This window comes from Pseudoduganella chitinolytica, assembly GCF_029028125.1.
GTDB classification, from domain to species: Bacteria; Pseudomonadota; Gammaproteobacteria; order Burkholderiales; family Burkholderiaceae_D; genus Rugamonas; species Rugamonas chitinolytica.
In genome coordinates this window covers 2,091,863-2,113,636 of sequence record NZ_CP119083.1, presented here as the reverse complement: position 1 = coordinate 2,113,636, position 21,774 = coordinate 2,091,863, and the positions used below count along the sequence as shown (strand labels likewise).

Genomic DNA, 21,774 nt, shown 5'->3' with positions numbered 1-21,774 from the left:
AATACAACAACTGACCACCACTTCATCATCATGAACATCATCGAACAGCGCATCCTGCGCGGCCGTAACTACTATTCCGACAAACCCTGCGTGATGACGCTGCTCGAGCTGGACGAGCGCCGCCCGACCGACGAACTGCCGGGCTTCAACGACGCCGTGCTGGCCGTGCTGCCGCAACTGGTCGAGCACCGCTGCTCGATCGGCAAGTATGCGGGCTTCGTACAGGCCCTGCGTGCCGGCACCAGCCTGGCCCACGTGGTCGAACACGTGGCCCTGGCCCTGCAGTGCGAGGCCGGCACCACCGTCAGCTTCGGCCGCACCCGTCCCGGCGGGGCACCGGACCGCTATCGCGTCGTCGTGGCCTATGCCACCGAGCAGGTGGCGCTGGAGGCGGTCGATGCCGCCATCGCCCTGGTGACGGCGCTGGCGCAAGGCGCTGCCGTGGACCTGGAAACGTGGCTGCCGGCGCTGCGCGACACGGCCGAGCGCCATGCGATCGGCACCAGTACCGGTGCCATCCTGCGCGCGGCCGAGCGGCGCGGCATCCCGTATGTGCGCCTGACGGAGCAGGCCAATATGTTCCTGCTGGGCTGGGGCAGCCAGCAGAAGCGGCTGCAGGCCACCATCACGGGCGACACGGGCCATATCGCCGTCGAGATCGCATCCGACAAGGGCCTGACCAAGGCCTTGCTGCAGCAGGCCGGCGTGCCGGTGCCGGAAGGGACGGCCGTGCGCACGCTGGAACAGGCGCAGCGCGCCGCGGCCCGCCTGGGCGGCCTCGTCACCGTCAAGCCGCTGGACGGCAACCATGGCCGCGGCGTGACGACCCGCTGCGGCACGCCCGAGGAAGTCCAGATCGCATTCGAACGGGCCCGCGAGCATGGCCGCACCATCATCGTCGAGCGCTTCATCGATGGCGACGACTACCGCATCCTGGTCGCGGGCGGGCGCGTGGTGGCGGCGGCGCGGCGGCGCCCGCCCCAGGTGACGGGCGACGGCGCCAGCACGATCCGCGAGCTGGTGGAACTCGAGAACCGGAACCCGGCGCGCGGCGACGGCCATACCAACATCCTGACGAAGATCCCGCTGGATGGCCTGACGGAAACGGCGCTGGCCGAACAGGGCCACAGCTTCGACACGGTGCTGCCGGCCGGCGTGACCGCGCGCCTGCGCGGCAATGCCAACCTGTCCTCAGGAGGCACCGCCGAGGACGTGACGGACCTGCTTCCCGCGCTGACCCGCACCTTGTGCGTGCGCGCCGTGCAGAAGGTGGGGCTGGACGTGGCCGGCATCGACCTGGTCTGCCGCGACATCGCGGCGCCCCTGGCCGGCGGCAACGGCGCCTTCATCGAGATCAATGCCGCACCCGGCATCCGGATGCACGAATACCCGAGCGCCGGCACGCCGCGCGATGCCGGCGCCGCCATCGTCGATTCGATGTTCGGCGACGGCGACGGCCGCATCCCCGTCATCGCCGTGACGGGTACCAACGGCAAGACCACGACCACCTTGATGCTGGAGCATGCGGTGCGCGCGGCCGGCCTGCACACGGGCTGCGCCACGACCGAGGGCGTGTACCTCGACGGCGCCTGCATCCAGCAGGGCGACTGCAGCGGCTACTGGTCCGCCCGCGCCGTCCTGAGCGCGCCCGAAGTCGAGTTCGCGGTGCTGGAGACGGCGCGCGGCGGCATCATGAAGCGGGGCCTCGGTTACGACCGCTGCGACGTCTCGGTCGTGCTGAACGTGACGGCGGACCACCTGGGCCAGGACGGCATCGACAGCGTCGAGCAGCTGGCCGAGGTCAAGGGCGTCGTCGCCCGCTCGGCGCGCAAGGCCTGCGTGCTGAATGCGGAAGACCCACTGTGCGTGCAGATCGCAGGCACCTTGCCGGAGGGCGTCGAGACCATCTACTTCGCCGTCGATGCGGAAGCGCCGGTCCTGCTGCGCCACCTGGAAAGAGGCGGCCGCGCCGCCTACCTGCAGGACGGCGCGCTGATCCTGGCGGACGGCCAGGCGCGCCACCGGCTGCTGTGGGCCGAGGAGATGCCGGCCGCGGTGGAGGGCTGCGCGCGCCACAATATCGCCAACGCGCTGGCGGCGGCGGCCGCCCTGATGGCGACCGACTTCGGCGTGGCCTCGATTGCCGACGGCCTGGCGTCGTTCGTCTGCGACGGCCGCAGCAACCCGCTGCGCACCAATATCTATGACGTGCGCGGCATCAAGGTGATCGTCGACTACGCGCACAACCCGGCCGCCTACCAGGCGCTGGGCCAGATGGCCCGCACGCTGACGCGCGGGCGCGCCTGTGCCATCGTGACGGCGCCGGGCGACCGGCGCGACGATACGCTGGCCGCCATCGGCGCCGCCTGCGGCGCCGCGTTCGACGAGGTGGTTGCGTACGAGTGGAACGCCGAGGACCGCGGGCGGGCCCGGGGCGAGCGTGCCGCCGTGATCGCCGCCGGCGCGGGGCCGGTCGGCAAGGTGAAACTGGACTGCGGCGAGGCGCTGCGCACGGCGCTGGCGCGTTGCCAGCCTGGCGACGTGCTGCTGTTCGCTTGCGGTTCGTCGACCGACGAGCTGGTGGACGCGCTGCGGGTCAGCGACCCGGAAAGCGCCGAGCGCATCGCGCAGGCGCTGGTGGCGTAAGCGCGGGCGCATGAGGTCGCAGGGTCCGTCCCTACGGGACTGACCCTGAAGTCAGCCAATGTGCCGGCGGCGCACGAGGCATCGACAGCGCCGAGCTTCGGGGTCAGTCCCTGCGGGACAGACCCCAGCCCAGGCCAACTACTGCCGCTGGCCGCACTCGGTACAGAACTTCGTCCCCGGCTCCAGGCTGGTGGAACACCCCGAGCACTGTACCTGCTGCGCCATCTTGAAGCCGCACTCGGGGCAGAATTTGGCGCCGTGCGTCTCGGCCCGGCACTGCGGGCACACCAGCTGCATCTCCTGGCGCACATCGTGGCGCACGCCACGCGTGCGGCCCTCGTCGTGCGCGATCTCCGATGCGCTCTGCACCTCGCCCTGGGCGCGCGAGCGCGTGATGGCCACCTTCACGTTCGGCGCGCAGTTGTAGCACAGGCCATTTTCCGTGTCGAAGCACGTGCCGCAGACGTAGTCGTGGCAGGCGCTGCAGCGGTTGAAGTGCTGCTTGCCCTCGGCCAGCGCGTCCTTGAAGGCGCCATCCCGCGCCGAATGCCAGCCCGCTTCGGCCAGCCCGTTCAGGACGGAGCTGGCGTTACCCAGCAGGCCACCGAAAATGCTGGCGCCCTTGGACAGCCAGCCGGACGCCTGGGCGCTGCGGTAGGGCTTGAAGGTAGTGCGCCAGCGGTCGCTGCAGCGCTGGCAATAGAACTCGAATTGAAAGCCCGCGTCCAGGCCCGAAGAATTGCTGAGGTCGGTATAGTTGTTGGAGAACTTGTACGCTTGTTGGTCGTCGGACATGGCACTGATCGGTGGACAAGATAAGCGGCCGATTATAGCGAAATGACAACGCCGTGTCCGCGTAACCGTTGCGCGCAAGCCGCGCCGGCCGCGGCCGCGACGAAATGCGCCATCGAGGAGGGCAGGGCTCGGCCCTCAGGGGCCGACCCGCACAGCACGTCGGCTCAGGCCAGTCCCGCCAGCAACCCGGCCAGGGCGGGCAGGTCGACGGGCTTGACGAAGTGATGCTGGAAGCCGGCGCTGCGCGAACGCTGGCGGTCGTGCGGCTGGCCATAGCCGGTCAGGGCGAGGAACAGGGCCGGGCGCGCGCCGGGCAGGGCACGCAGGTGGCCGGCCAGTTCGCAGCCGTCCATCCCGGGCAGGCCGATGTCGAGGATGAACACGTCCGGCCAGCGCTCGGCGGCGGCGGCCAGCGCGGCGCCCGGCCCGGCGGCCGTACGCGTGTCATGGCCATACGACTGCAGCACCTGGGCCAGCGAATTTGCCGCATCGACGTTGTCGTCCACCACGAGGATGGCCCGCGCCGCGCTGGTCACGGCGGGCGGATCGGCACTTGCCACAACGGCCCGCGCCGGTGCGGCGGTGCGCGGCAGCGTGACGGTAAACTGGCTGCCCCGGTCGCGCCCTTCGCTACGGGCCTCGACCCGGCCTCCGTGCAGCTGCACGAGGCTGTGCACCAGTGCGAGTCCCAGGCCCAGGCCGCCCTGCGAGCGATCGGGCGTGCGTTCGGCCTGGGTGAACAGCTCGAACACGTGCGGCAGCAGGTTGGCGCCAATGCCGATGCCATTGTCCGTGACGTCAATGCGGACCTCGTCGCCAGGCGTGTCGACCGCCAGCACGATGCGCCCACCGGGCGGCGTGTACTTGGCGGCGTTGTTGAGGATATTGGCCACGATCTGCACCAGCCGGGTACGGTCGCCCACTACCCATGCCGGCGCTGGCGCCACGTGCAGTTCCAGCGCATGGCGGCGCGCTTCCACCAGCGGGCGCGCTTGCTCGACGGCACTTGCGACGACCGTTTTCATGTCCACCTCCTGGCGGTCCAGCTCCACCAGGCCGCGCGTGACGCGCGAAACGTCCAGCAAATCGTCCACCAGGTTCGTCATGTGGCGCACCTGGCGCGTGATGACGTCGCTGGACTGGCGCACCCGGGCCGCGTCGTTGGGCGCCAGCGACAGCAGCTGCGCCGCGTTGCTGATCGGCGCCAGCGGATTGCGCAGCTCGTGGGCCAGCATCGCCAGGAACTCGTCCTTGCGCCGGGCGGCCGCCTTCAGGTCCTCCGCCGCGCGCTTGTGGTCATGCACGTCGGTCAGGGTGCCCATCCAGCGCGTGATCGCACCGGCTTCGTCGCGCACGGGCAGTGCACGATTCAGTACCCAGCGGAAGCCGTCCGCATGATGGCGCAGGCGATGTTCGACCTGGAAGGCGCTGCCGTCCGCCAGGCTGCGCTGCCAGGCGTCCAGCAGGGCCGGCAGGTCGTCCGGGTGGACGGCGGCGTGCCAGCCCGCGCCGCGGGCCGCCGTGTCGGGCACGCCGGTGTATTCCTGCCAGCGGTGGTTCAGGTAGTCGTTGACGCCGTCCGCCGTGGCCGACCATACCAGCTGCGGAATGACGTTGGCGATCGAGCGGAACTTGCGTTCGCTCTCGGCCCGGGCCTGTTCCGCTTCCTTGCGCGCCGAAATGTCGACCGCGACGCCGGCGAAGCGGCGCCGGCCCGTGGCGGGGTCCGTAAACACCTTGCCGCGCGCATTGACCCATGCGTCCTTGCCGCAGAGCTGGGGAATGCGGTACTCGATGTCGTACAACGACTCGTCGCGGATGGCGGCGGCGATGGCAGCGACCACGCGCGCGCGGTCGTCGCCATGGATCATGGACGTGAAGCGTTCCAGGTCCGTACCGGCACTGGCCAGCGCCGCATCGACCTGGAACAGGCGGGCGAAGCGCTCGTCCACGAACGTGGCGCCCGTATCCGCATCGTACGACCAGGTGCCGATATTGCCGGACGCCTCCAGCGACAACGCCAGGCGTTCCTCTGCTTGCTTGTGGCGTGCCAGGGCGAGCACCTTGGCCGTGTCCTCCACCACCAGGCAGACGAGGCCCGACACGGCGCCGCGCTCGTCGCGCACGGGACTGTACGAGAACGTGAACCAGGTTTGCTCGGGATAGCCGTTGCGTTCCAGCGTGACGGGGAAATTCTCGAAGAAGCACGATTCGCCCGCCAGCGCCTGCTCGACGATGGCGCCGACGGCGGGCCAGGCTTCCGACCACACCTCGCGCAGCGGACGGCCCAGCGCCCAGTCGGCCTTGGCGCCCAGCACGGGGCGGTAGGCGTCGTTGAAGAACATGTACAGGTTGTCCGTCCACGTGACGAACGTGGGGAAGGACGTGCCCAGGGCAATGCCCAGCGCCGTACGCAGCGCAGGCGGCCAGCCTTCGATGGGGCCCAGCGGATGGCCGGCCCAGTCATGGGCGGCGATCCGCGTGCCCATGGCGCCGCCATTGTCCAGGAACGCCTGGGCGTCAGATTGCATGGTGTGCACGGAGATGTACGCTGTGTCGATCCGCTATTTTACTGAACAATAAGAAATCGTCCCGTTCCCATGCGCGTGGTGTGGACGCAACGTGCCGCTCAAGTCGTTGATTGATTGCAAAACGATACGCCCAGCGGCAACGTGCTGCCCTAACATCGGAACGCCTGCAGCAACGGGCATCCATCTGATCAAGCGGGGACAGGGCATGAATACAAGCAGGGAGACAAGCATCACGGTACGGCCGACGGCGCTCGCGCTGGCGCTGGCGGTTATCGGAACGGGCGCGGGCGCGCCCGCGTGGGCACAGGAGCCGGGCGCCGATCCGGCCGTGGTGGTGGTGACGGGCTTTCGCGCCAGCCTGAACAGCGCGCTGAACACGAAGAAGAACTCGGACGGCATCGTCGACGTCATCAAGGCCGAGGACATCGCCAAGTTCCCGGACGCGAACCTGGCCGAGTCGCTGCAGCGCGTGCCCGGCGTGGCGCTGGCGCGGGGCGACGGCGGCGAGGGCAAGCAGATCACCGTACGCGGCCTGAACGCGGGCTTTACGCGCGTGCGCATCAACGGCATCGAGGGTGTCGCGGCCACGGGCTCCTCGGACATCAACGGCAGCACCAACCGCTCGCGCGGCTTCGACTTCTCCGTGTTCGCCTCGGAACTGTTCAACAGCCTGGAAGTGCGCAAGACCTCCGAGGCGGCCGTCGAGGAAGGCTCGCTGGGCGCCACCGTGGACCTGCGCACGGCGCGTCCGTTCGACTTCAAGGGCCGCACGTTCAGCCTGGGCGCGCAGCAGTTCCACAACACGCTGACGGAGAAGACCCAGCCACGCATGACGGCGCTGCTGTCGGACCGCTGGGACACGGCCTACGGCAAGTTCGGCGCGCTGGTCTCCGGCGCCTATGCCAAGCGGCGCGCCACCGAGGAAGGCTACGAGGGCGTGGAGCTGCTGTCGGCCAGCTTCGACGGCGGCTTCTGCTCGCCCCTGGGCGCCACGCCGCAGAACCCGGCCAGCAGCGCCGTGAAGGGCATCGACGCGGCCAATTGCGGCGTCGGCGTGCCACGCACAGGCAGCGCGGCCGCCTGGACCGACGTGATGGGCCGCACCGACGACTACGGCGGCACGGTGGCGGCGCCGCCCCCCGGTTCGGGCGCGTTCCACCCGCGCCTGCCGCGTTACCGCCGTTCGCAGACCGACTACGAACGCACCGGCCTGACGGGTGCGCTGCAGTGGCGCCCAAGCCCGGCGACGGAACTGAACCTCGACCTGATGTACGGGAAGTTCGCCAACAAGCGCTACGACAACTACATCTCCGCCATCTCGTTCGCGCGCAGCCTGGCGCAGGCCAACGGCAAGCCGCAGACGTCGATCGTCGACGCCCACTTCGACGCGAACGGCAGCTGGGACTACGGCAAGTTCAACGGCGTGGACATCCGCACCGAAGGGCTGCTGGACGTCTACACGACCAGGTTCCGGCAGCACGTGCTGTCCGGCAGCCATAGGTTCTCCGACCGGTTGAAGGTCAACTTCCTGCACGGGACGTCGGATTCGGAACTGGATGAGCCGATGCGCGCCACCGTGCAGTTCGACGCGCCCAACGTGAACGGCTTCGAGTTCGACTTCCGCAACAACCGCAACGTGCCGACCCTGAACTTCGGCATCGACGTGGCCAATCCCGCCAACTTCACCTTCGGCCCGCAGGAGGCGGACGGCACCTTGCACGGCCAGTTCGTGGGACGCTACCTGAACACGCGCAACAAGCTGCGCACCACCGAGCTCAATGGCAGCTGGGAGGTCAACGACCGTGCCACCGTCAAGCTGGGCGTGTCGCGCCGCGAGAACGCGTGGAGCAACCTGGAGATCGGCTCCGGCGGCAACGGCCTGGCGCTGCCGGCCGGCGTCACGCTGGCCAGCCTGACGCGCCAGATCACGGGATTCGGGTCGGGCCTGGGCGGCAGCGGGGTGCCCTCGTCGTGGACAGCCGTGGACCTGGACAAGCTGCGCGCCGTCTACGACATCGAATGCCACTGCGCCGCGGTGCCGGGGTCCGAATACAACGTGCTGGGCCAGGCCAACCGGCGCGTGGAGGAGAAGATCGACGCGCTGTATGGCATGGTCGATTTCAATTACGACCTGGCCGGCATTTCCTGGCGCGGCAACGTGGGCGTACGCGGCGCCGAGACCACGGCCACGTCGATGGCGCTGGTTAACGCCAACGGCGCCCTGGTGCCGAACGTCGTCACGAAAAAGTACCGCGACTGGCTGCCCGCGCTGAACCTGACGGCCCAACTGCCGCGCGACGTGTTCCTGCGCTTCTCGGCCGGCAAGACGCTGTCGCGGCCCGAGTACGTGGACCTGACGCCGTCGGCCACCGTGGCGCCATTCGCGCAGGCGGTCTCGATCGGCAACGGCGAACTCGATCCGATCCGCGCCCGCACCTACGACCTGCAGGCCGAGTGGTACTACGCCAAGAACGCGATGGTGTCGCTGGGCGTGTTCCGCAAGGAGATCGACTCGTTCATCCAGACCGTGTCGGAGCGGGCCGTGTACTCGTCGCTGGGCCTGCCGAACGAACTGCTGCTGGGCGGCGGCTGCTCGCTGACGGGGGGCACGCCGGGTTGTCCCACGCTGCCGTCGTCGACGGTGGTCGTCAGCCGCAAGGTCAATACGCCGGGCGGGCCGTTGAACGGGCTGGAGGCGAACCTGCAGGCGCCGTTCAGCTTCCTGCCGGGCCGCTGGAGCAATCTCGGCCTGCTGGCCAACTACACGTACGTCAAATCGAAGATCACGTACATCACGCGGGTGGACAACCCGAACACGGCGGCCAACGAGCAGTTGACGGTGACGGACAACTTCACGGGCCTGTCGCCGCGCGCGGCCAACCTGACCTTGTACTACGAGGACCCGAAGTTCAGCGCGCGCGTATCGGCGGCGCACCGCTCCAGCTACCTGCTGGCGGTGCTGGGCGACGTGCAGGGCCACGACAACACGATCGTCGATGCGTCCACCAACGTCGACTTCTCGCTGTCGTACAACCTGACGCCCCAGCTGCGCGTCAGCTTCGAGGGCCAGAACGTGACGGACGAACCGCTGCGCTACGGCCGTGACACGGGCCGCGACGACACGCTGCTGTATGTGCATTCGGGGCGCTCGTTCGTGCTGGGGTTGAGCTACAAGTTCTGACCTGGGGACTGTCCCCGCAGGGGACCGTCCCCGAAGTTTGCACGCGCCGCATGGGACATCGCCCGTAAGCATGCCTGTCCCCGGTGTCGACTGGTGTCATCAAGCGCCGGTTGGTTTTCGAGCAACCCGATGCTATACTCGCCCGCATCCCAACGAAGGTCCGCTACCCATGTACCTCGCCACCGAACCGACGACCGCTGCCAGCCGCACGCTGCCGCGCGCCATGCGCGTGCTGGTGTGGCTGTGCGTGGCCGTGTTCACGGTGGGCCTGCTGCTGGCTTCCACGCACCACCACGACCTGGCCGACGTCAAGACCGACTGCGTCAGCTGCCAGGTGAGCGGCAACCTGCTGGGCGACCTGCCGCCGGCCCACGCCCTGGTGCTGGCCGTGCTGCTGGCCGTGGCCTGGGTCCTGGCCCGGCTGCCCGTCTACTGCTTCACGCCCGCGCCGAGCTATCTCATTCCGGCGCGCCAGGCGCCACCCGCCGCTCTTCCCACGTTCCGCTGACCGCCGACCGCTGACCGCTCGCTGCGCTTGAGCGCGGCTTGTCGCCGCCCGCGTGCGCCGCGCCTTTGTGCGTGCGCCTGACCGCGCGCGTCCGCCGGAACCCATCCCTATCCTGCCGCCGGCACGGCCGTCGTACGCCCCGAGCGCGCGTACGGCGGCCGTGCATGCCGGCGGCGCACCCGTTCGCAACAACAGAAGAAAGCATCATGAAAGTTCAATCCGTATCCGTAGCCGGTTCCCTGGTGGCCGGCGCCGTGCTGGCCATGCCGTGCGTTGCCGTGCTGGCGCAGGAAGTCGATGTGGTCGAAGTCGTGGGGCGCCGCTCCGCCGGGGCCTATCACGCGAGCGAAGCCGACGGCGCCAAGACCAGCCTGCCGCTGCGCGAACTGCCGCAGGCCGTGCGCGTCATGTCGCGCCAGTCGCTGGACGACCTGGGCGCCACCCGCGTGGACGACGCCCTCGACTACGTGGGCGGCGTCTCGCGCCAGAACAATTTCGGCGGCATGTGGGACAACATCGCCATCCGCGGCCTGGCAGGCGATTCCAATACCGGCATGGCGCTGCTGCAGAACGGCTTTGCGGGCAACCGCGGCTACCACGGCCCGCGCGACACGGCCAATATCGAACGCATCGAATTCCTCAAGGGGCCGGCCGCCGCGCTGTACGGCGCCAGCGAGCCGGGCGGCACGCTCAATATCGTCACCAAGCGGCCGCTGTGGCGCAGCGCGCAGGCGCTGGAAGCCTATGCCGGCAGCGACGACTTGTACCGCACCACGCTGGACGCGACCGGACCGCTGGCCGCCGACGTGGCGTACCGCATCAACGCGGCGGCCGAAAAGCGGGGCAGCATGCGCGACTTCGTGACGACCCGCCGCACGCTGCTGGCACCGGCGCTGACCTGGCGCGCAGCGCCCGGCACCACCGTCGACTACCGCGGCGAATGGCAACGGCACCGGGGCCTGATGGACCGCGGCATCGCTGCCGTCGGCGGCCGCCTGGATGCGCTGCCGCGCTCGCGCTTCCTGGGCGAGCCGGCCGACGGCGACCTGACTGTCGCCAATACCACCCACCAGCTGACGCTGGAACACGTGTTGCGCGAAGAGGGCGGCGAGCGCTGGGCCCTGCGGGCCGGACTGGCCTGGAAGGAAGGGTCGATCCTGGGCACCGCGACGGAAAGCTCGGCCGCGCTGCAGCCGGACGGGCGCACCCTGCGGCGCCAGCGCCGCTTCCGCGACTACGAGTCGCGCGATATCGTGCTGCAGGCCGAGCTGGCCGGCCAGGCGCGCTGGGGCGGTATCGGCCATGACGTGCTGCTGGGTGTCGAGGGCTACCGCTTCCGCAACGACCAGCGGATGCTGCGCGTGCTGCCCAGTACCACGGCGCCTTACGCGATCGACGTGCTGGCCCCGGTCTACCGCACGCCGGACCAGCTGCCGCAGGTGCTGCCGGCCACCGACACGCGCGAACGGCAGCGCAACGAGGCGCTGTACCTGCAGGATGCGCTGCGCCTGGGCGACGCCTGGCGCCTGCTGGCTGGCGTGCGGCTGGACCGCTACGAGCAGTCGCTGGTCAACCGCCGCAGTGGCGTCGTCACCACGCAGACCCCGCATGCCGTATCGCCGCGCCTGGGCGTGTCGTACCTGCCCTCGCCGCGCTGGACGCTGTTCGCCAATGCCGGCCGCTCGTTCCGGCCCAACAGCGGCACCGACGCGGCGGGGGCCGCGCTGGCGCCGGAACACGGCCGGGCGGTCGAAGCCGGCGCCAAATGGGAGAGCGCGGACGGTCGCGCGGGCGCCACGCTGGCATTGTTCGACATCGACAAGCGCGACGTGGTCACGGCCGACCCGGCCAACCCGGGCTACTCGATCGTCGCCGGCGCGGTGCGCAGCCGCGGGCTCGATGCCGACTTAACGGGGCAGCTGGACCGCCACTGGCGCGCCAATGCCAGCCTGTCGGTCATCGATGCCGAGGTGGTGCGCGACAACGTGCTGGAAGTCGGCGCCGGCCTGGTCAACGTCCCGCGCGTCAACGGCAGCGTGCTGCTGACGTACGAAGGCGTGGCGGCGGGGCGGCCGTTCGGCGTGGGCGGCGGCGTGACGTACAGCGCGCGCCGGCCGGGCGACTCGCGCACCCAGGTGCAGGTGGCGGCCGGCACACCCGTGTTCGAGCTGCCCGGCTACACGCAGGCGCGCCTGACCGCGTGGTGGCGCGTGACACCGCGCCTGCGCGTGTCGCTCGACATCGACAACCTGTTCGACCGCACGTTCTACACCAGTTCCTACCAGTCCACGTGGGTCGCGCCCGGCGCGCGGCGCGCGGCGGTACTGGGCCTGCAAGCCAAATTCTGAAAGGGGAAATCATGAGCAACACCTTCAACAACACCGCGCTGGAGCTGGCCGACGTGACGGTACGCTACGGCGCCGCCGACGTGCTGCAGGGCCTGACCCTGCGGGTGCGGCGGGGCGAAATCTACGCCCTGTTGGGCGGCAACGGCGCCGGCAAGTCGACCACGATCAACGCGCTGCTGGGCTTTGCCCCGCTGGCCGCTGGCCGCGTGCGCGTGTGCGGCATCGACGTGGCCGCCGACGTGCTCGCCGCGCGCGCGGCGCTGGCCTACGTGCCGGAAAACGTCGCGCTGTACGAGCACCTGAGCGCGCGCGAGAACCTGGCGTACTTCCTGCGCCTGGCCGGCGCGCCGACCGACGGCATCGACGCGGCGCTGACCACGGTGGGGCTGGCGGCCGAAGCATGGCCGCGCCGGCTGGCTGGCTACTCCAAAGGCATGCGCCAGAAGGTCGCCATCGCGCTGGCATTGGCTCGCGCCGTGCCGGTGCTGCTGCTGGACGAGCCCACCACCGGCCTGGACCCGCAGGCCACCAGTGAATTCAACCGCATGCTGCAGGACCTGCGCGGGCAGGGCGTCACCGTCTTCATGGTGACGCATGACCTGCTGGGCGCGGCCGAGGTGGCGGACCGCATCGGCTTCCTCGACCGCGGCCGCATCGTGCAGGAGCTGGCCGCCGAGGGCCCGGCGCGCTTCGACGTGCAGGCACTGTATGCCCGCTATGCGTCGACCCGGAGGGCGGCATGAGCGCGGTCGCCTTGCCCGTCGCGGCGGCGGCGCGCAGCTTCCCGGCCCTGGCCTGGACCGTATGCCGGGCCGAATGGCGCGCGCTGCGGCGCAGCGCCGTCGCCGTCACCGCCGGCCTGCTGCTGGTCGTGCTGACGATCGCCGCGACACTTGTCAGCCATGAGCAGATGCGTGCCGTCGAGGCCGAGCGCGCGCACCTGCAGCACGAGGCGGACGAGCAGTGGAACGCCCAGCCGGACCGCCATCCGCACCGGGTCGTCCATTACGGCCACTACATCTTCCGGCCCGTCAGCCCGCTGGCGTTCTTCGACTTCGGTGTCGATCCCTACACGGGCCACACCTTGTACCTGGAGGGGCACCGGCAGAACAGCGCCAACTTCAGCGAGGCGGGCCAGTCCTCGGTGCTGCTGCGCTTTGGCCAGCTGACGCCCGCCTTTGTCGTGCAGACGCTGGCACCGCTCGTGATTGCCTTCCTGGCGTTCGGCAGCGTGGCGCGGGAACGGGAACGGGGGCAATTGCGCCTGCTGGTGGCGCAAGGCCTGCCGGGCGGCGCGCTGCTGGCCGGGAAGCTGGCCAGTCACGCGGCGGTGGCGCTGCTGCTCGCCGCACCGGCGCTGGCCGCGCTGGCGGTCATCGGCGCGCTCGACGCCGCGGTGCGCTGGCATGCGCTGTGGATGATGGCCGGTTACGCCGCCTATGTCGTGCTGTGGGCGCTGGCGGCCGTGCTGGTGTCGGCGGCCGTGCCGCGCGCGCGCGATGCGCTGCTGGCCCTGGTCGGCTGCTGGATCGTCACCGTGATCCTGCTGCCGCGCGTGCTGCCGGACGTGGCCGCGAGCCAGGTGCCGCGCCCCACCCGCATCGAGACGGAAGTGGCGATCCACAAGGAGGTGGCGGCGCTGGGCGACAGCCACGATCCGAACGATCCGCACTTCGCCGAGTTCCGCCGCAAGGTGCTGGCGAAGTACGGCGTCGCGCGGGTGGAGGACCTGCCCGTCAACTATGGTGGCCTGGTCATCGAGGAAGGCGAACGGCTGACCAGCGAACTGTTCGTGCGGCACATGCACGAGGAGTTCGGGCGCCAGGAGGCACAGGCGGGAATTGTCGGGGCGGCGCAACTGGCCAGTCCCGTGCTGGCGTTGCGGCGGCTGTCGAACGCGCTGGCCGGTTCCGACCGGGCCAGCCACGAACGCTTCCTGCTCGAAGGGGAAGCCTATCGTTACCGCATGGTGCAGGCACTGAACCGGCTGCACGTCAACGAAGTGCGCTACGAAGGGGACCGCGACCAGCGCATCGGCAGCCATTTCTGGCGCGCGCTGCCGCGCTTCGTGCACGAGCCCATCGGCCTGTCCACGATCGTGCAGCGCCACGTGCGGCCGGCGCTGACGGTGTTCGCACTGTGGCTGGCGGGATTGGTGGGCGGCGCGTGGTGGCTGGCGCGCCGGCTGGAACGGGGCGCCTTTTGATGCGCCGCCAAGGATTGGGAGAACGATAATGAATACCTTCAAGCTTGAATTGCGCCTGGCGCTGCATTCGCGCCTCGCGGCCGGCGCTCTGGCGCTGCTGCTGGCGCTGGCGGCACTGGCCGTGTGGAGCGGCCTGCATGCGGTGGCGCAGCAGCGTGCGGCGCTGGACCGCGTCGCCGCCGTGCAGCGCGACGACGTGGCGGCAGTCGCGCACAAGTACCGCACCGGCGGCGAGGCCGGCTATGCGGCCTACTCGACACCGCACCTGACCGACCATCCGCCCGGGCCGCTGGCCTTCGCGGCGTTCGGCCAGCGCGACGTGCAGCCGTTCGCGCTGCGCGTGCGGCTGCTGGGGCTGCAGGCACAGCTGTACGAATCGGAGTCGATCAACCCGGAGCTGGCGGCCGCCGGCCGCTTCGACTATGCCTTCGTGCTGGTGTACCTGGCGCCGCTGTTCGTCATCGCGCTGATGCACGACCTGGTGGCCGGCGAGCGCGAAGCGGGGCGGCTGCGCCTCGTGCATGCGCTGCCGGTGCCGGGTGCACGCTTGTGGCGCCGGCGCATCGCGCTGCGTTTCGGCCTCGTGCTGGCGGCGCTGATGCTGCCGTTCCTGGGCGGCGCCGTCAGCGCGGGCGTGGGGCCGGGCGCGACGCTGCTGGTGATTGGCATCACCGGGCTGTACGTGGCGTTCTGGTTCGGTCTCGCGGCAGCCGTCGCTGCCAGGGTCCGGACGTCGGCCGGTGGCGCGGCCGTGTTGCTGGCGGTGTTCGTCGTGCTGACCCTGGTGCTGCCCACCCTGGTCAATGGCGCAATCGGCCGCGCGGTGCCCGTGTCGAAAGGCGCCGAGCTGTCGCTGGCGCAGCGCCAGGCCGTGCACACGGCCTGGGACCGGCCGAAGGAGGAGACGATGACGAAGTTCTTCCGCACGCATCCGGAATGGCGCGACACGCCGCCGCTGACGGAGAAGTTCCAGTGGAAGTGGTACTACGCGATGCACCAGGCGGGCGACGACGCGGTGGCGGGCGACGTCCAGGCCTACCGTGCGGCGATGACGGCGCGCGAGCAGTGGACCGCGCACAGCGGCTGGCTGTTGCCGTCGGTGGCGGTACAGGTGGTGCTGCACCGGATGGCCGCCACGGACCTTAAGAGCCAGCTGACCTACCTGGATCGCGTCGCCGCGTTCCACCAGCAGCTGCGCGGCTACTTCTATCCGTACATCTTCAATGAGCGCCCGTTCGGGCCGCGCGAGTTCGCACGATTGCCGCAATGGCAGCGCGATGATGGCGCCGGCAGCGTTGCGCTGGCCGGGGTAGCGGCGCTGGGCTTGCTCGCGCTGCTGGCGGCTGGTGTCGGCGTGGCGGCGCTGCGGCGCGTGCGGCCTTGATGGCGGCGTCGCGACAGCGCTTAGCGACGAGGTGACGGGCACCCGCAGCGGTGCCCGACAACGTCGGTCGTCCCGGCTGGCGAATGCAAAAAAGGCGGCCACTTGGCCGCCTTGCTGGACTGCTCCGGCTCGACGCTCAGGTCGGCGGGAAGCGACCGTCCACGTAGGGCGCACCCCAACGCTCGAACAGGCGGCGCAGGCGGGCCTTCAGCAGCGGCATGTAACGGCGATAAGCGTCGGCGATGACGATCGCAGGTGCTTCGTTGATACGGAATGGGGTGGCGGACATGGCAACTCCTCGAATTCTTTTCCTATGGCAATGGTTGTATCTTACGCCTGCCCTAGTTATTCGTCCAATGAGGAGTTTCGATGTCTGATATACGTCGTATGAATATTGTCGGCCAGGCAAACGGGGCGCGAAACCCGCCGGTGTCAGACACCTGCCTGCGGGCCGGGAGGCCCACAGACCGGTGCCTGACACCTGGGTTGCCTCAGCTTATTTCAAGCCCACCGGCAGGTCCGGATACTCGTCGTTCAGCGCGTACTTCACGCCGCCCACGGTGATCGTGTAGGCGGATGGGCCGCTGATCGGCAGCTGGTAGTTCAAGGTCAGCGACACCGAGGCGCCCGGGGCCAGCGACTGCCACGCCGGGATCGTGAAGCGGGCGCGGTTGAAGTTGGCCTTGAAGCCGCCGATATTGTTCGGCCCCGTGTAGCCCGCCTTGATGACGGTCAGCCCGTAGCCCGACTGGTCGCTCATGTTGGCCGGCGCCGACACGGGATAGTCGAACTCCACCACCGAACCGCCCGGGATCGTCGTGCCGCTGCGGTTCGTGACCGTCATGACGGGATTGATCGGGTAGTTGCTGTCGCCCAGCTTCCAGCCGCCCAGTTCGATCGACACCTTGGCGCTGGTGGCCGGCATTGCCGTCTCGGCGCGGGTGGCGCCGTACGGGGAGGCGCTCTTGAACGCGTTGGCGATATTGGTCGTCAGCGTGTAGCCCATGAAGTACTCGCCCTTGCCGCCGTTCTTCGCCGCGTCCCAGGCATAGTCGCCGGCCAGCTCCCAGATCATGATGCCGCCGATGCCGTTGTCGATCACGTACTGCGTCTTGGCCGCGATCGACTGCGCCGTCTCGGTGGACAGGAACACCTTGCGGGTCGCGTTCCACAGCCATGGCGCCGCCAGCGTGGCGCTGTAGTGGGCGGTGTAGGTGCCCGTCAGCGTCTTTTCCGTGATGCCGTAGGCGTCCAGGTAGTCCGGCACGATGGCGTTCTGCAGGTTCAGCGCGTGCCACAGCGGATTGCCGCCGCCGGGGATCGGCTTGCCATTCGGGTCGAGGTCGTGCCATACGTTGTCGATCCCGACAGCTCCCGAGCCGCACGTCTTGATGCCGGCGCAGGCGACGGTGTCGTTGACGGTCGGGCTGGTGCCCCACAGGCCGTTGGTGCCGCCCGTGACGTCCTTCCAGCCGCGGGTGTAGTACGGCACGCCGATATTGATGCGGCCGGCCTGCAGCGCGCCGCGGTAGTAGCGGTAGGCCCAGTCCACGTTCAGGTAGCCGATGCCGCCGTACTGGTAGGCGTTGCCGGCCCGCAGTTCGCCGTCGTTGCCGTCGTCGAACAGCGCCGCGTTCGGACCCACGTACTGGTTCCAGCCGCCGTGCAGGTCATACGACATCAGGCTGGCATAGTCCAGGTACTTCAGGCCGGACATGTTTTCCTCGCCGCGCAGCACCCACCCGGAGGCCGAACCGGCGATGGTCAGGAGGTAGTACTTCTTGTCGGCGACGGCGGCCGTGTCGAGCTTCTGGCGTGCCACCCGCAGCAGCTCGTTGTAGCTCTTCATCAGGCCGGCCAGGCGCGGCTTCGACACGGCGAAGTCGAGCGGGTTGCCGGCCTCGTTGTTGGTGGTCGGGTGCTCGTAGTCGATGTCGATGCCGTCGAAGAACGGGTACTTGTGCAGGAACGCCACCATCGAGTCGGCCAGCGTGTTGATGCCGGCCGCGTTCAGGCTGCCGTCGGCGTTGGTGGTCGCCGTGTAGAAGCCGCCGCTGCCGGCCCAGCCTCCTACCGACAGCATCACCTTCACGCCCGGGTACTTCTTCTTGTACTGCGCCAGCAGGTTGAAGTGGCCCTTGTACGGCAGCGCCGGATCCATCGCGGCGGCCGGGATGTTCGGCCACGTCAGGCCCGTGTCGGGATTGTCGGGGGCCGTGCCGATGGCGACCTTGTTGGCGCCGTCCACGGTGGCGAACGCATAGTTGATGTGCGTGACCTTGTCCCACGGGATGTTGTTGACGAGGTAGGCCGGTGCGCCATTGGTGCCCGTGCGCCAGCTGGTGAAGTAGCCGACGATGCGGCGCTGCAGCCCGTTGGCCAGCTTCTCGCGGCCATTGGCGTCGTACACGGAGCAGTAGGGCACGTCGGGCACCGGCGAGACCAGGCCGTCCGGACGGCATGGCACGCTCGGGAGTGGCGTCGGCGTGGGCGTCGGAGTCGGCGTCGGAGTAGGAGTAGGAGTAGGCGTAGGAGTAGGAGTAGGGGTGGGCGTCGGTGTCGGGGTGGGCGTCGTCGCCTGCAACTGCCACGGCCCCCACTGTTCGGCGCCGGGGACGTTATTCTGCGTCCACCACTTGGCGGTATAGGTCTTGCCCTGGTAGGTCACGCAGGCGCCCTGCGTGTAGACGCCGCTGGCGGTCCATTCGGGGCAGTCGGCGGCGGCGGTGGCGCCGGCCAGCAGCTTGGTGGCCTGGGGGCCCGTGTCGGCGCCGTTGCCGCCGCCGCAGCCCGCGATGGCGCCGGCCGCGAAGGCGAGCAGCAGCGCGTTGGAAATGGGTTTCATCTTGTCTCCTGATGATTAAAAGTCATGGTTACTCGGGTAACTGCTGTAGAAATCGTTATCCCAGCGGAAGTGCGTGGCCGAGACGGTCAGCGAGATGTCCAGCGCCTCGACGAAGTGCCACCAGCCGACGGGCAGGAACAGGATCTCGCCGGGTGCCAGTTCGCACTCGGCGATCGGCATGCCGGCCAGCGCCGGGAAGCGCTGCAGGTCGATGGCGCGGCCGTCGACCGGCGTGAAGCAATGCCGCGTGTTGTACAACTGCGGTGTATGGCAGGGGGCGATCAGGCGCACGCGCTTGCGCCCCATCAGCTGCATCATGAAGTTGTTGGTGAGGTCATGATGGAACGGCGTCACGGTGCCGGCGGGCCCCAGCCAGAAGAAACCCTTGCGTTCGTCCGCCAGGTACTCGGGCAACCGCGGCATCTCCTCCCACAGTTCCGCCAGCGCCGCGCGGTTGCGGCCGTCGTTGTTGGCGGTCATGTAGAAGTCGTTGGTATGGCCCGCCGCGCGCACCTGCGCCACATAGTCGCCGAACGGCATCACCGCCTTGTGGGCGATGCTGTTCATCTCGTAGTCCGGATCGGCCGTGCGGCTGCCTTGCACCTCCACGATGCGCGGGCCGAAGCGGCGGGCCAGCGCATCCAGCGTCCAGCCCCGCGCCGGACAGTCCTCCAGCATGTCCGTGATGATGACGGGCTGGTTGGTCAGGTAATGCTCGCGCAGGAAGGTTTCGCCGGACAGGCGCGCGCGACGTGGCACGACGGTCGTCAGCTCCGGCGGCGCCATGCGCTGCAGGCGTGCCTCGATTCCCAGCAGCCAGTCGCGCTTGGCCAGGCGGCTGTGCAGCCGCAGCACGCCGTGCAGGTAGGGACTGGCCAGCGCGGCGTCGATCTCGGCCAGCGCCACGTCGGGCGGCACGCCATGCTCGCGCAGGACGCCGGCCAGCGTGTCCGGGTGGCTGCCCAGCACGAGGTTCTCGGCGATCCAGCGGCGCCAGTCGTTGCTGACGCCCGCGACGGGGCCGATGGGGTGGACGGCAGCGCGACGTTTCATGGCAGCTCTTTCGATCGGGTGAAAAAAGCCGGCGGCGAGTGCCGCCGGCAAGGAAGAGCCAGCGGCTTGCGCCGCCGGCTTGCAGGCAGGGTCTGGCGGGCCGCGTCATGCGGCCCTGCCGATCGTGGCGCCGCCTTAGCGGCCCTGCCAGACAGCGCTGGTCAGCGCACCGTTGGCATCGCCATCCAGCTCCCACGAGAACGCGCCGCGCAGGCCCTGGTCGCGCACGTACTGCATCTTCGTGGCGATCACGGTCGGGTCGTCGTAGCTCCACCATTCGCCCGTGCCCGTGTACAGGAACAGCTGCTTCGTCTGCGGGTGGTACCAGCGCTGGCCGGCCTTGTTGACGAGGACCTTGTAATCGTCGATGCCGGCTTCGTACGCGCCCGGTGCCGGACCGGTCGCCGTCTGGTACAGGCCATTGCCGTTCGGGCCGGCCGGTACGCCTTTCCAGCCGCGGCCGTAGAACGGGATCCCCAGCAGGATCTTGTTCTTCGGCATGCCGGCCGCCGTCAGCGCCGTGATGGCATCGTTGGCGTTGTACTTGGCCACGTTGCCCGTGGACGGATCGGCGGAGTCGCGGTACAGCGGCGAGTGGAAGTTCGTCGTGCTCTCCCAGCCGCCGTGGAAGTCATACGTCATCACGTTGACCCAGTCCATGTACTGCGAATACTTGGCCGGCTCCGTGTTGGCGATCTTGTCGGCCCCGGCGCCGATGGCCGCCGTCAGCGCGTAGCGCTTGCCGTCCGCCGCGCCCTGCGCGTCGAGCTGGGCGCGGAACTCGGCCATCAGCAGCGTGAAGTTCTGCTTGTCGGCCGGGTCCACCGTGTTGTATTCCATGCCGCCGCCGCCCGGGTATTCCCAGTCGATGTCGATGCCGTCGAACACGCCCTTGGCCGAGCCGGGACCGCCGCGGCCGTCCTGCACCGGCAGGTCGCCCTTGATGAACATGGCCACGCAGGACTTGACCAGCTGCTTGCGCAGTGCGTCGGTCTTGGCTGCCGCCGAGAAGTACTTCGACCAGCTCCAGCCGCCCAGCGAGATGAACACCTTCAGGTTCGGGTGCGCCTGCTTGAGCAGCTTCAGTTGCAGGAAGTTGCCCGACAGCGGCGCATCCCATGGCACGGCCTGGCCGTTGACGGTGCGGGCCGGCGAACGCTGGTAGTCGGCATAGGCGTCGCCGCCGGTGCCGTCGCCCGATTCCGCCTTGGTGACCATGCCGCATTCGTAGCCGCCGTTTTTCTGGTAGACGTTGCCGAAGGCGTAGTTGATGAACGTGAGCTGGTCGGCGACGCTGGTCTGCACGCCGTTGACCGGCGTCTTCGTCGTATGGATGTCGGCCACCTCGTAAGCACGGCCGTACACGCCCCATTGGGCGAAGTAGGAACCGATTTCGCGACCGTTCGGCGTTGGCGTGGGCGTCGGCGTCGGCGTGGGGGTTGGGGTTGGCGTTGGCGTTGGCGTTGGCGTTGGGGTAGGCGTTGGGGTCGGCGTCGGGGTAGGCGTCACCGCCTGCAGTTCCCACGGGCCCCACTGTTCGGTACCCGGCACGTTATTCTGGGTCCACCACTTGGCCTTGTAGACGGCGCCGTTGTAGGTCACGCACATGCCCTGCGTGTAGACGGCGCTGCTGCTCCAGGCCGGGCAGTCGGCGGCGGCAACGGCACCGGCCAGCAGGCGTTTGGCCTGCGGTTCCGGCGCCGAGCCGTCGCCACCACACGCGGTCAGCAGGGTGCCGAGCAGGGTGCCGACCAGGCCGGCCATCAGGGTTTTTCTCGGTAGTGCACGTTCCATCATCTTCCTCCATCTTCAGTGGTCGCGGGTGCGGGTGTTTGAGCCAGCATGCGTCCACCTAAAGTGGTAGTCAAGTGGTTTTATTTAATGCTGCCAATCTAAGACCAGTTGCATCTCCGCAATCTCACCAACCGGGTCCGTTCCGACTGCTTTCCCCAACGCGCTCCGGCCACGCTTGCCCCTGCATGAGAGGTATTCATGGTGAATCGGGGAAATGTCTCAAATAAGACATTTTGTTATATCGTTAGTACCAGTTCGCATGGAGCGGCGAAGTGGTACGGCCCTGGCCCACTTCGTTCGACCCGGGCCGCGCGCGGTCATCCACGTCCCACGCGCGGCAGCAAGTTAAAGATTGACAACTCTGTTTCACTTAATGAAATTCCGTCAGCGCTGCAATGATCCGGCGCAACCGGCGCCGTTCTATTCCTGCAACAACGCACCGATCGTTGATGCTTGTCGGTAGTGCCCGTCGGAAATAAAGCA

The 21,774-nt window shown here is 68.9% G+C and carries 13 protein-coding genes; 7 read left to right on the top strand and 6 right to left on the bottom strand.

The genetic code is table 11. The features are described from left to right. The first annotated feature begins 30 nt into the window (after positions 1 to 30). On the top strand, positions 31 to 2,646 hold the full coding sequence (cphA, locus tag PX653_RS09350) for a cyanophycin synthetase (RefSeq protein ID WP_277417619.1): 2,616 nt from the start codon (positions 31 to 33) through the stop codon (positions 2,644 to 2,646). A gap of 138 nt (positions 2,647 to 2,784) precedes the next feature. Here cphA and PX653_RS09345 read toward each other — a convergent pair whose 3' ends face one another. Continuing rightward, a complete protein-coding gene (locus PX653_RS09345; protein ID WP_277417618.1) occupies positions 2,785 to 3,441 on the bottom strand; it encodes a zinc ribbon domain-containing protein in 657 nt (218 codons plus the stop codon). A 164-nt stretch (positions 3,442 to 3,605) separates the two neighbouring features. Beyond that, positions 3,606 to 5,972, bottom strand: a complete 2,367-nt coding sequence (locus PX653_RS09340) for a hybrid sensor histidine kinase/response regulator (RefSeq protein ID WP_277417617.1) — start codon at positions 5,970 to 5,972, stop codon at positions 3,606 to 3,608. Positions 5,973 to 6,177: 205 nt separating this feature from the next. Here PX653_RS09340 and PX653_RS09335 point away from each other — a divergent pair, with 205 nt between their 5' ends. From PX653_RS09335 to PX653_RS09310, 6 genes are all read left to right on the top strand, one after another. Continuing rightward, entirely contained in the window at positions 6,178 to 9,153 is a 2,976-nt protein-coding gene (locus PX653_RS09335; protein WP_277417616.1) for a TonB-dependent receptor, read from the top strand. 169 nt (positions 9,154 to 9,322) lie between these two features. After that, positions 9,323 to 9,661 carry a hypothetical protein gene (locus PX653_RS09330; RefSeq protein WP_277417615.1) on the top strand — a complete coding sequence of 113 codons (339 nt, stop codon included), beginning with the start codon at positions 9,323 to 9,325 and terminating at the stop codon, positions 9,659 to 9,661. A gap of 206 nt (positions 9,662 to 9,867) precedes the next feature. Next, a complete protein-coding gene (locus tag PX653_RS09325) occupies positions 9,868 to 12,009 on the top strand; it encodes a TonB-dependent siderophore receptor (protein WP_277417614.1) in 2,142 nt (713 codons plus the stop codon). Positions 12,010 to 12,020: 11 nt separating this feature from the next. After that, positions 12,021 to 12,752, top strand: coding sequence for an ABC transporter ATP-binding protein (locus PX653_RS09320; protein WP_277417613.1), 732 nt, complete (start codon positions 12,021 to 12,023; stop codon positions 12,750 to 12,752). Beyond that, positions 12,749 to 14,215, top strand: a complete 1,467-nt coding sequence (locus PX653_RS09315; protein ID WP_277417612.1) for a DUF3526 domain-containing protein — start codon at positions 12,749 to 12,751, stop codon at positions 14,213 to 14,215. Before PX653_RS09320 ends, PX653_RS09315 begins: the two co-directional genes overlap by 4 nt. A gap of 28 nt (positions 14,216 to 14,243) precedes the next feature. Then, positions 14,244 to 15,599, top strand: coding sequence for an ABC transporter permease (locus tag PX653_RS09310; RefSeq protein ID WP_277417611.1), 1,356 nt, complete (start codon positions 14,244 to 14,246; stop codon positions 15,597 to 15,599). A gap of 136 nt (positions 15,600 to 15,735) precedes the next feature. On the opposite strand, the gene PX653_RS09305 is transcribed toward PX653_RS09310, so the two are convergent. The 4 genes from PX653_RS09305 to PX653_RS09290 form a co-directional block, all read right to left on the bottom strand. Then, a complete protein-coding gene (locus PX653_RS09305) occupies positions 15,736 to 15,888 on the bottom strand; it encodes a hypothetical protein (protein WP_277417610.1) in 153 nt (50 codons plus the stop codon). 207 nt (positions 15,889 to 16,095) lie between these two features. After that, positions 16,096 to 18,444 (bottom strand): chitinase C-terminal domain-containing protein, encoded by a 2,349-nt coding sequence (locus tag PX653_RS09300; RefSeq protein WP_277417609.1) that lies wholly within the window; start codon positions 18,442 to 18,444, stop codon positions 16,096 to 16,098. Between the two features lie 15 nt (positions 18,445 to 18,459). Then, positions 18,460 to 19,497, bottom strand: a complete 1,038-nt coding sequence (locus PX653_RS09295) for a cupin-like domain-containing protein (RefSeq protein ID WP_277417608.1) — start codon at positions 19,495 to 19,497, stop codon at positions 18,460 to 18,462. 135 nt (positions 19,498 to 19,632) lie between these two features. After that, positions 19,633 to 21,291, bottom strand: a complete 1,659-nt coding sequence (locus PX653_RS09290) for a glycosyl hydrolase family 18 protein (RefSeq protein WP_277417607.1) — start codon at positions 21,289 to 21,291, stop codon at positions 19,633 to 19,635. Positions 21,292 to 21,774 lie beyond the last annotated feature (483 nt).

Bases quoted from the DNA above. Each gene is read 5' to 3' on its own strand.
- PX653_RS09335 (WP_277417616.1), top strand. From the start codon at position 6,178: ATGAATACAAGCAGGGAGACAAGCATCACGGTACGGCCGACGGCGCTC.
- PX653_RS09325 (WP_277417614.1), top strand. From the start codon at position 9,868: ATGAAAGTTCAATCCGTATCCGTAGCCGGTTCCCTGGTGGCCGGCGCC.
- PX653_RS09290 (WP_277417607.1), bottom strand. From the start codon at position 21,291: ATGGAACGTGCACTACCGAGAAAAACCCTGATGGCCGGCCTGGTCGGC.
- PX653_RS09320 (WP_277417613.1), top strand. From the start codon at position 12,021: ATGAGCAACACCTTCAACAACACCGCGCTGGAGCTGGCCGACGTGACG.
- PX653_RS09315 (WP_277417612.1), top strand. From the start codon at position 12,749: ATGAGCGCGGTCGCCTTGCCCGTCGCGGCGGCGGCGCGCAGCTTCCCG.
- PX653_RS09340 (WP_277417617.1), bottom strand. From the start codon at position 5,972: ATGCAATCTGACGCCCAGGCGTTCCTGGACAATGGCGGCGCCATGGGC.
- PX653_RS09300 (WP_277417609.1), bottom strand. From the start codon at position 18,444: ATGAAACCCATTTCCAACGCGCTGCTGCTCGCCTTCGCGGCCGGCGCC.
- PX653_RS09295 (WP_277417608.1), bottom strand. From the start codon at position 19,497: ATGAAACGTCGCGCTGCCGTCCACCCCATCGGCCCCGTCGCGGGCGTC.
- PX653_RS09305 (WP_277417610.1), bottom strand. From the start codon at position 15,888: ATGTCCGCCACCCCATTCCGTATCAACGAAGCACCTGCGATCGTCATC.
- PX653_RS09330 (WP_277417615.1), top strand. From the start codon at position 9,323: ATGTACCTCGCCACCGAACCGACGACCGCTGCCAGCCGCACGCTGCCG.
- PX653_RS09310 (WP_277417611.1), top strand. From the start codon at position 14,244: ATGAATACCTTCAAGCTTGAATTGCGCCTGGCGCTGCATTCGCGCCTC.
- cphA (WP_277417619.1), top strand. From the start codon at position 31: ATGAACATCATCGAACAGCGCATCCTGCGCGGCCGTAACTACTATTCC.
- PX653_RS09345 (WP_277417618.1), bottom strand. From the start codon at position 3,441: ATGTCCGACGACCAACAAGCGTACAAGTTCTCCAACAACTATACCGAC.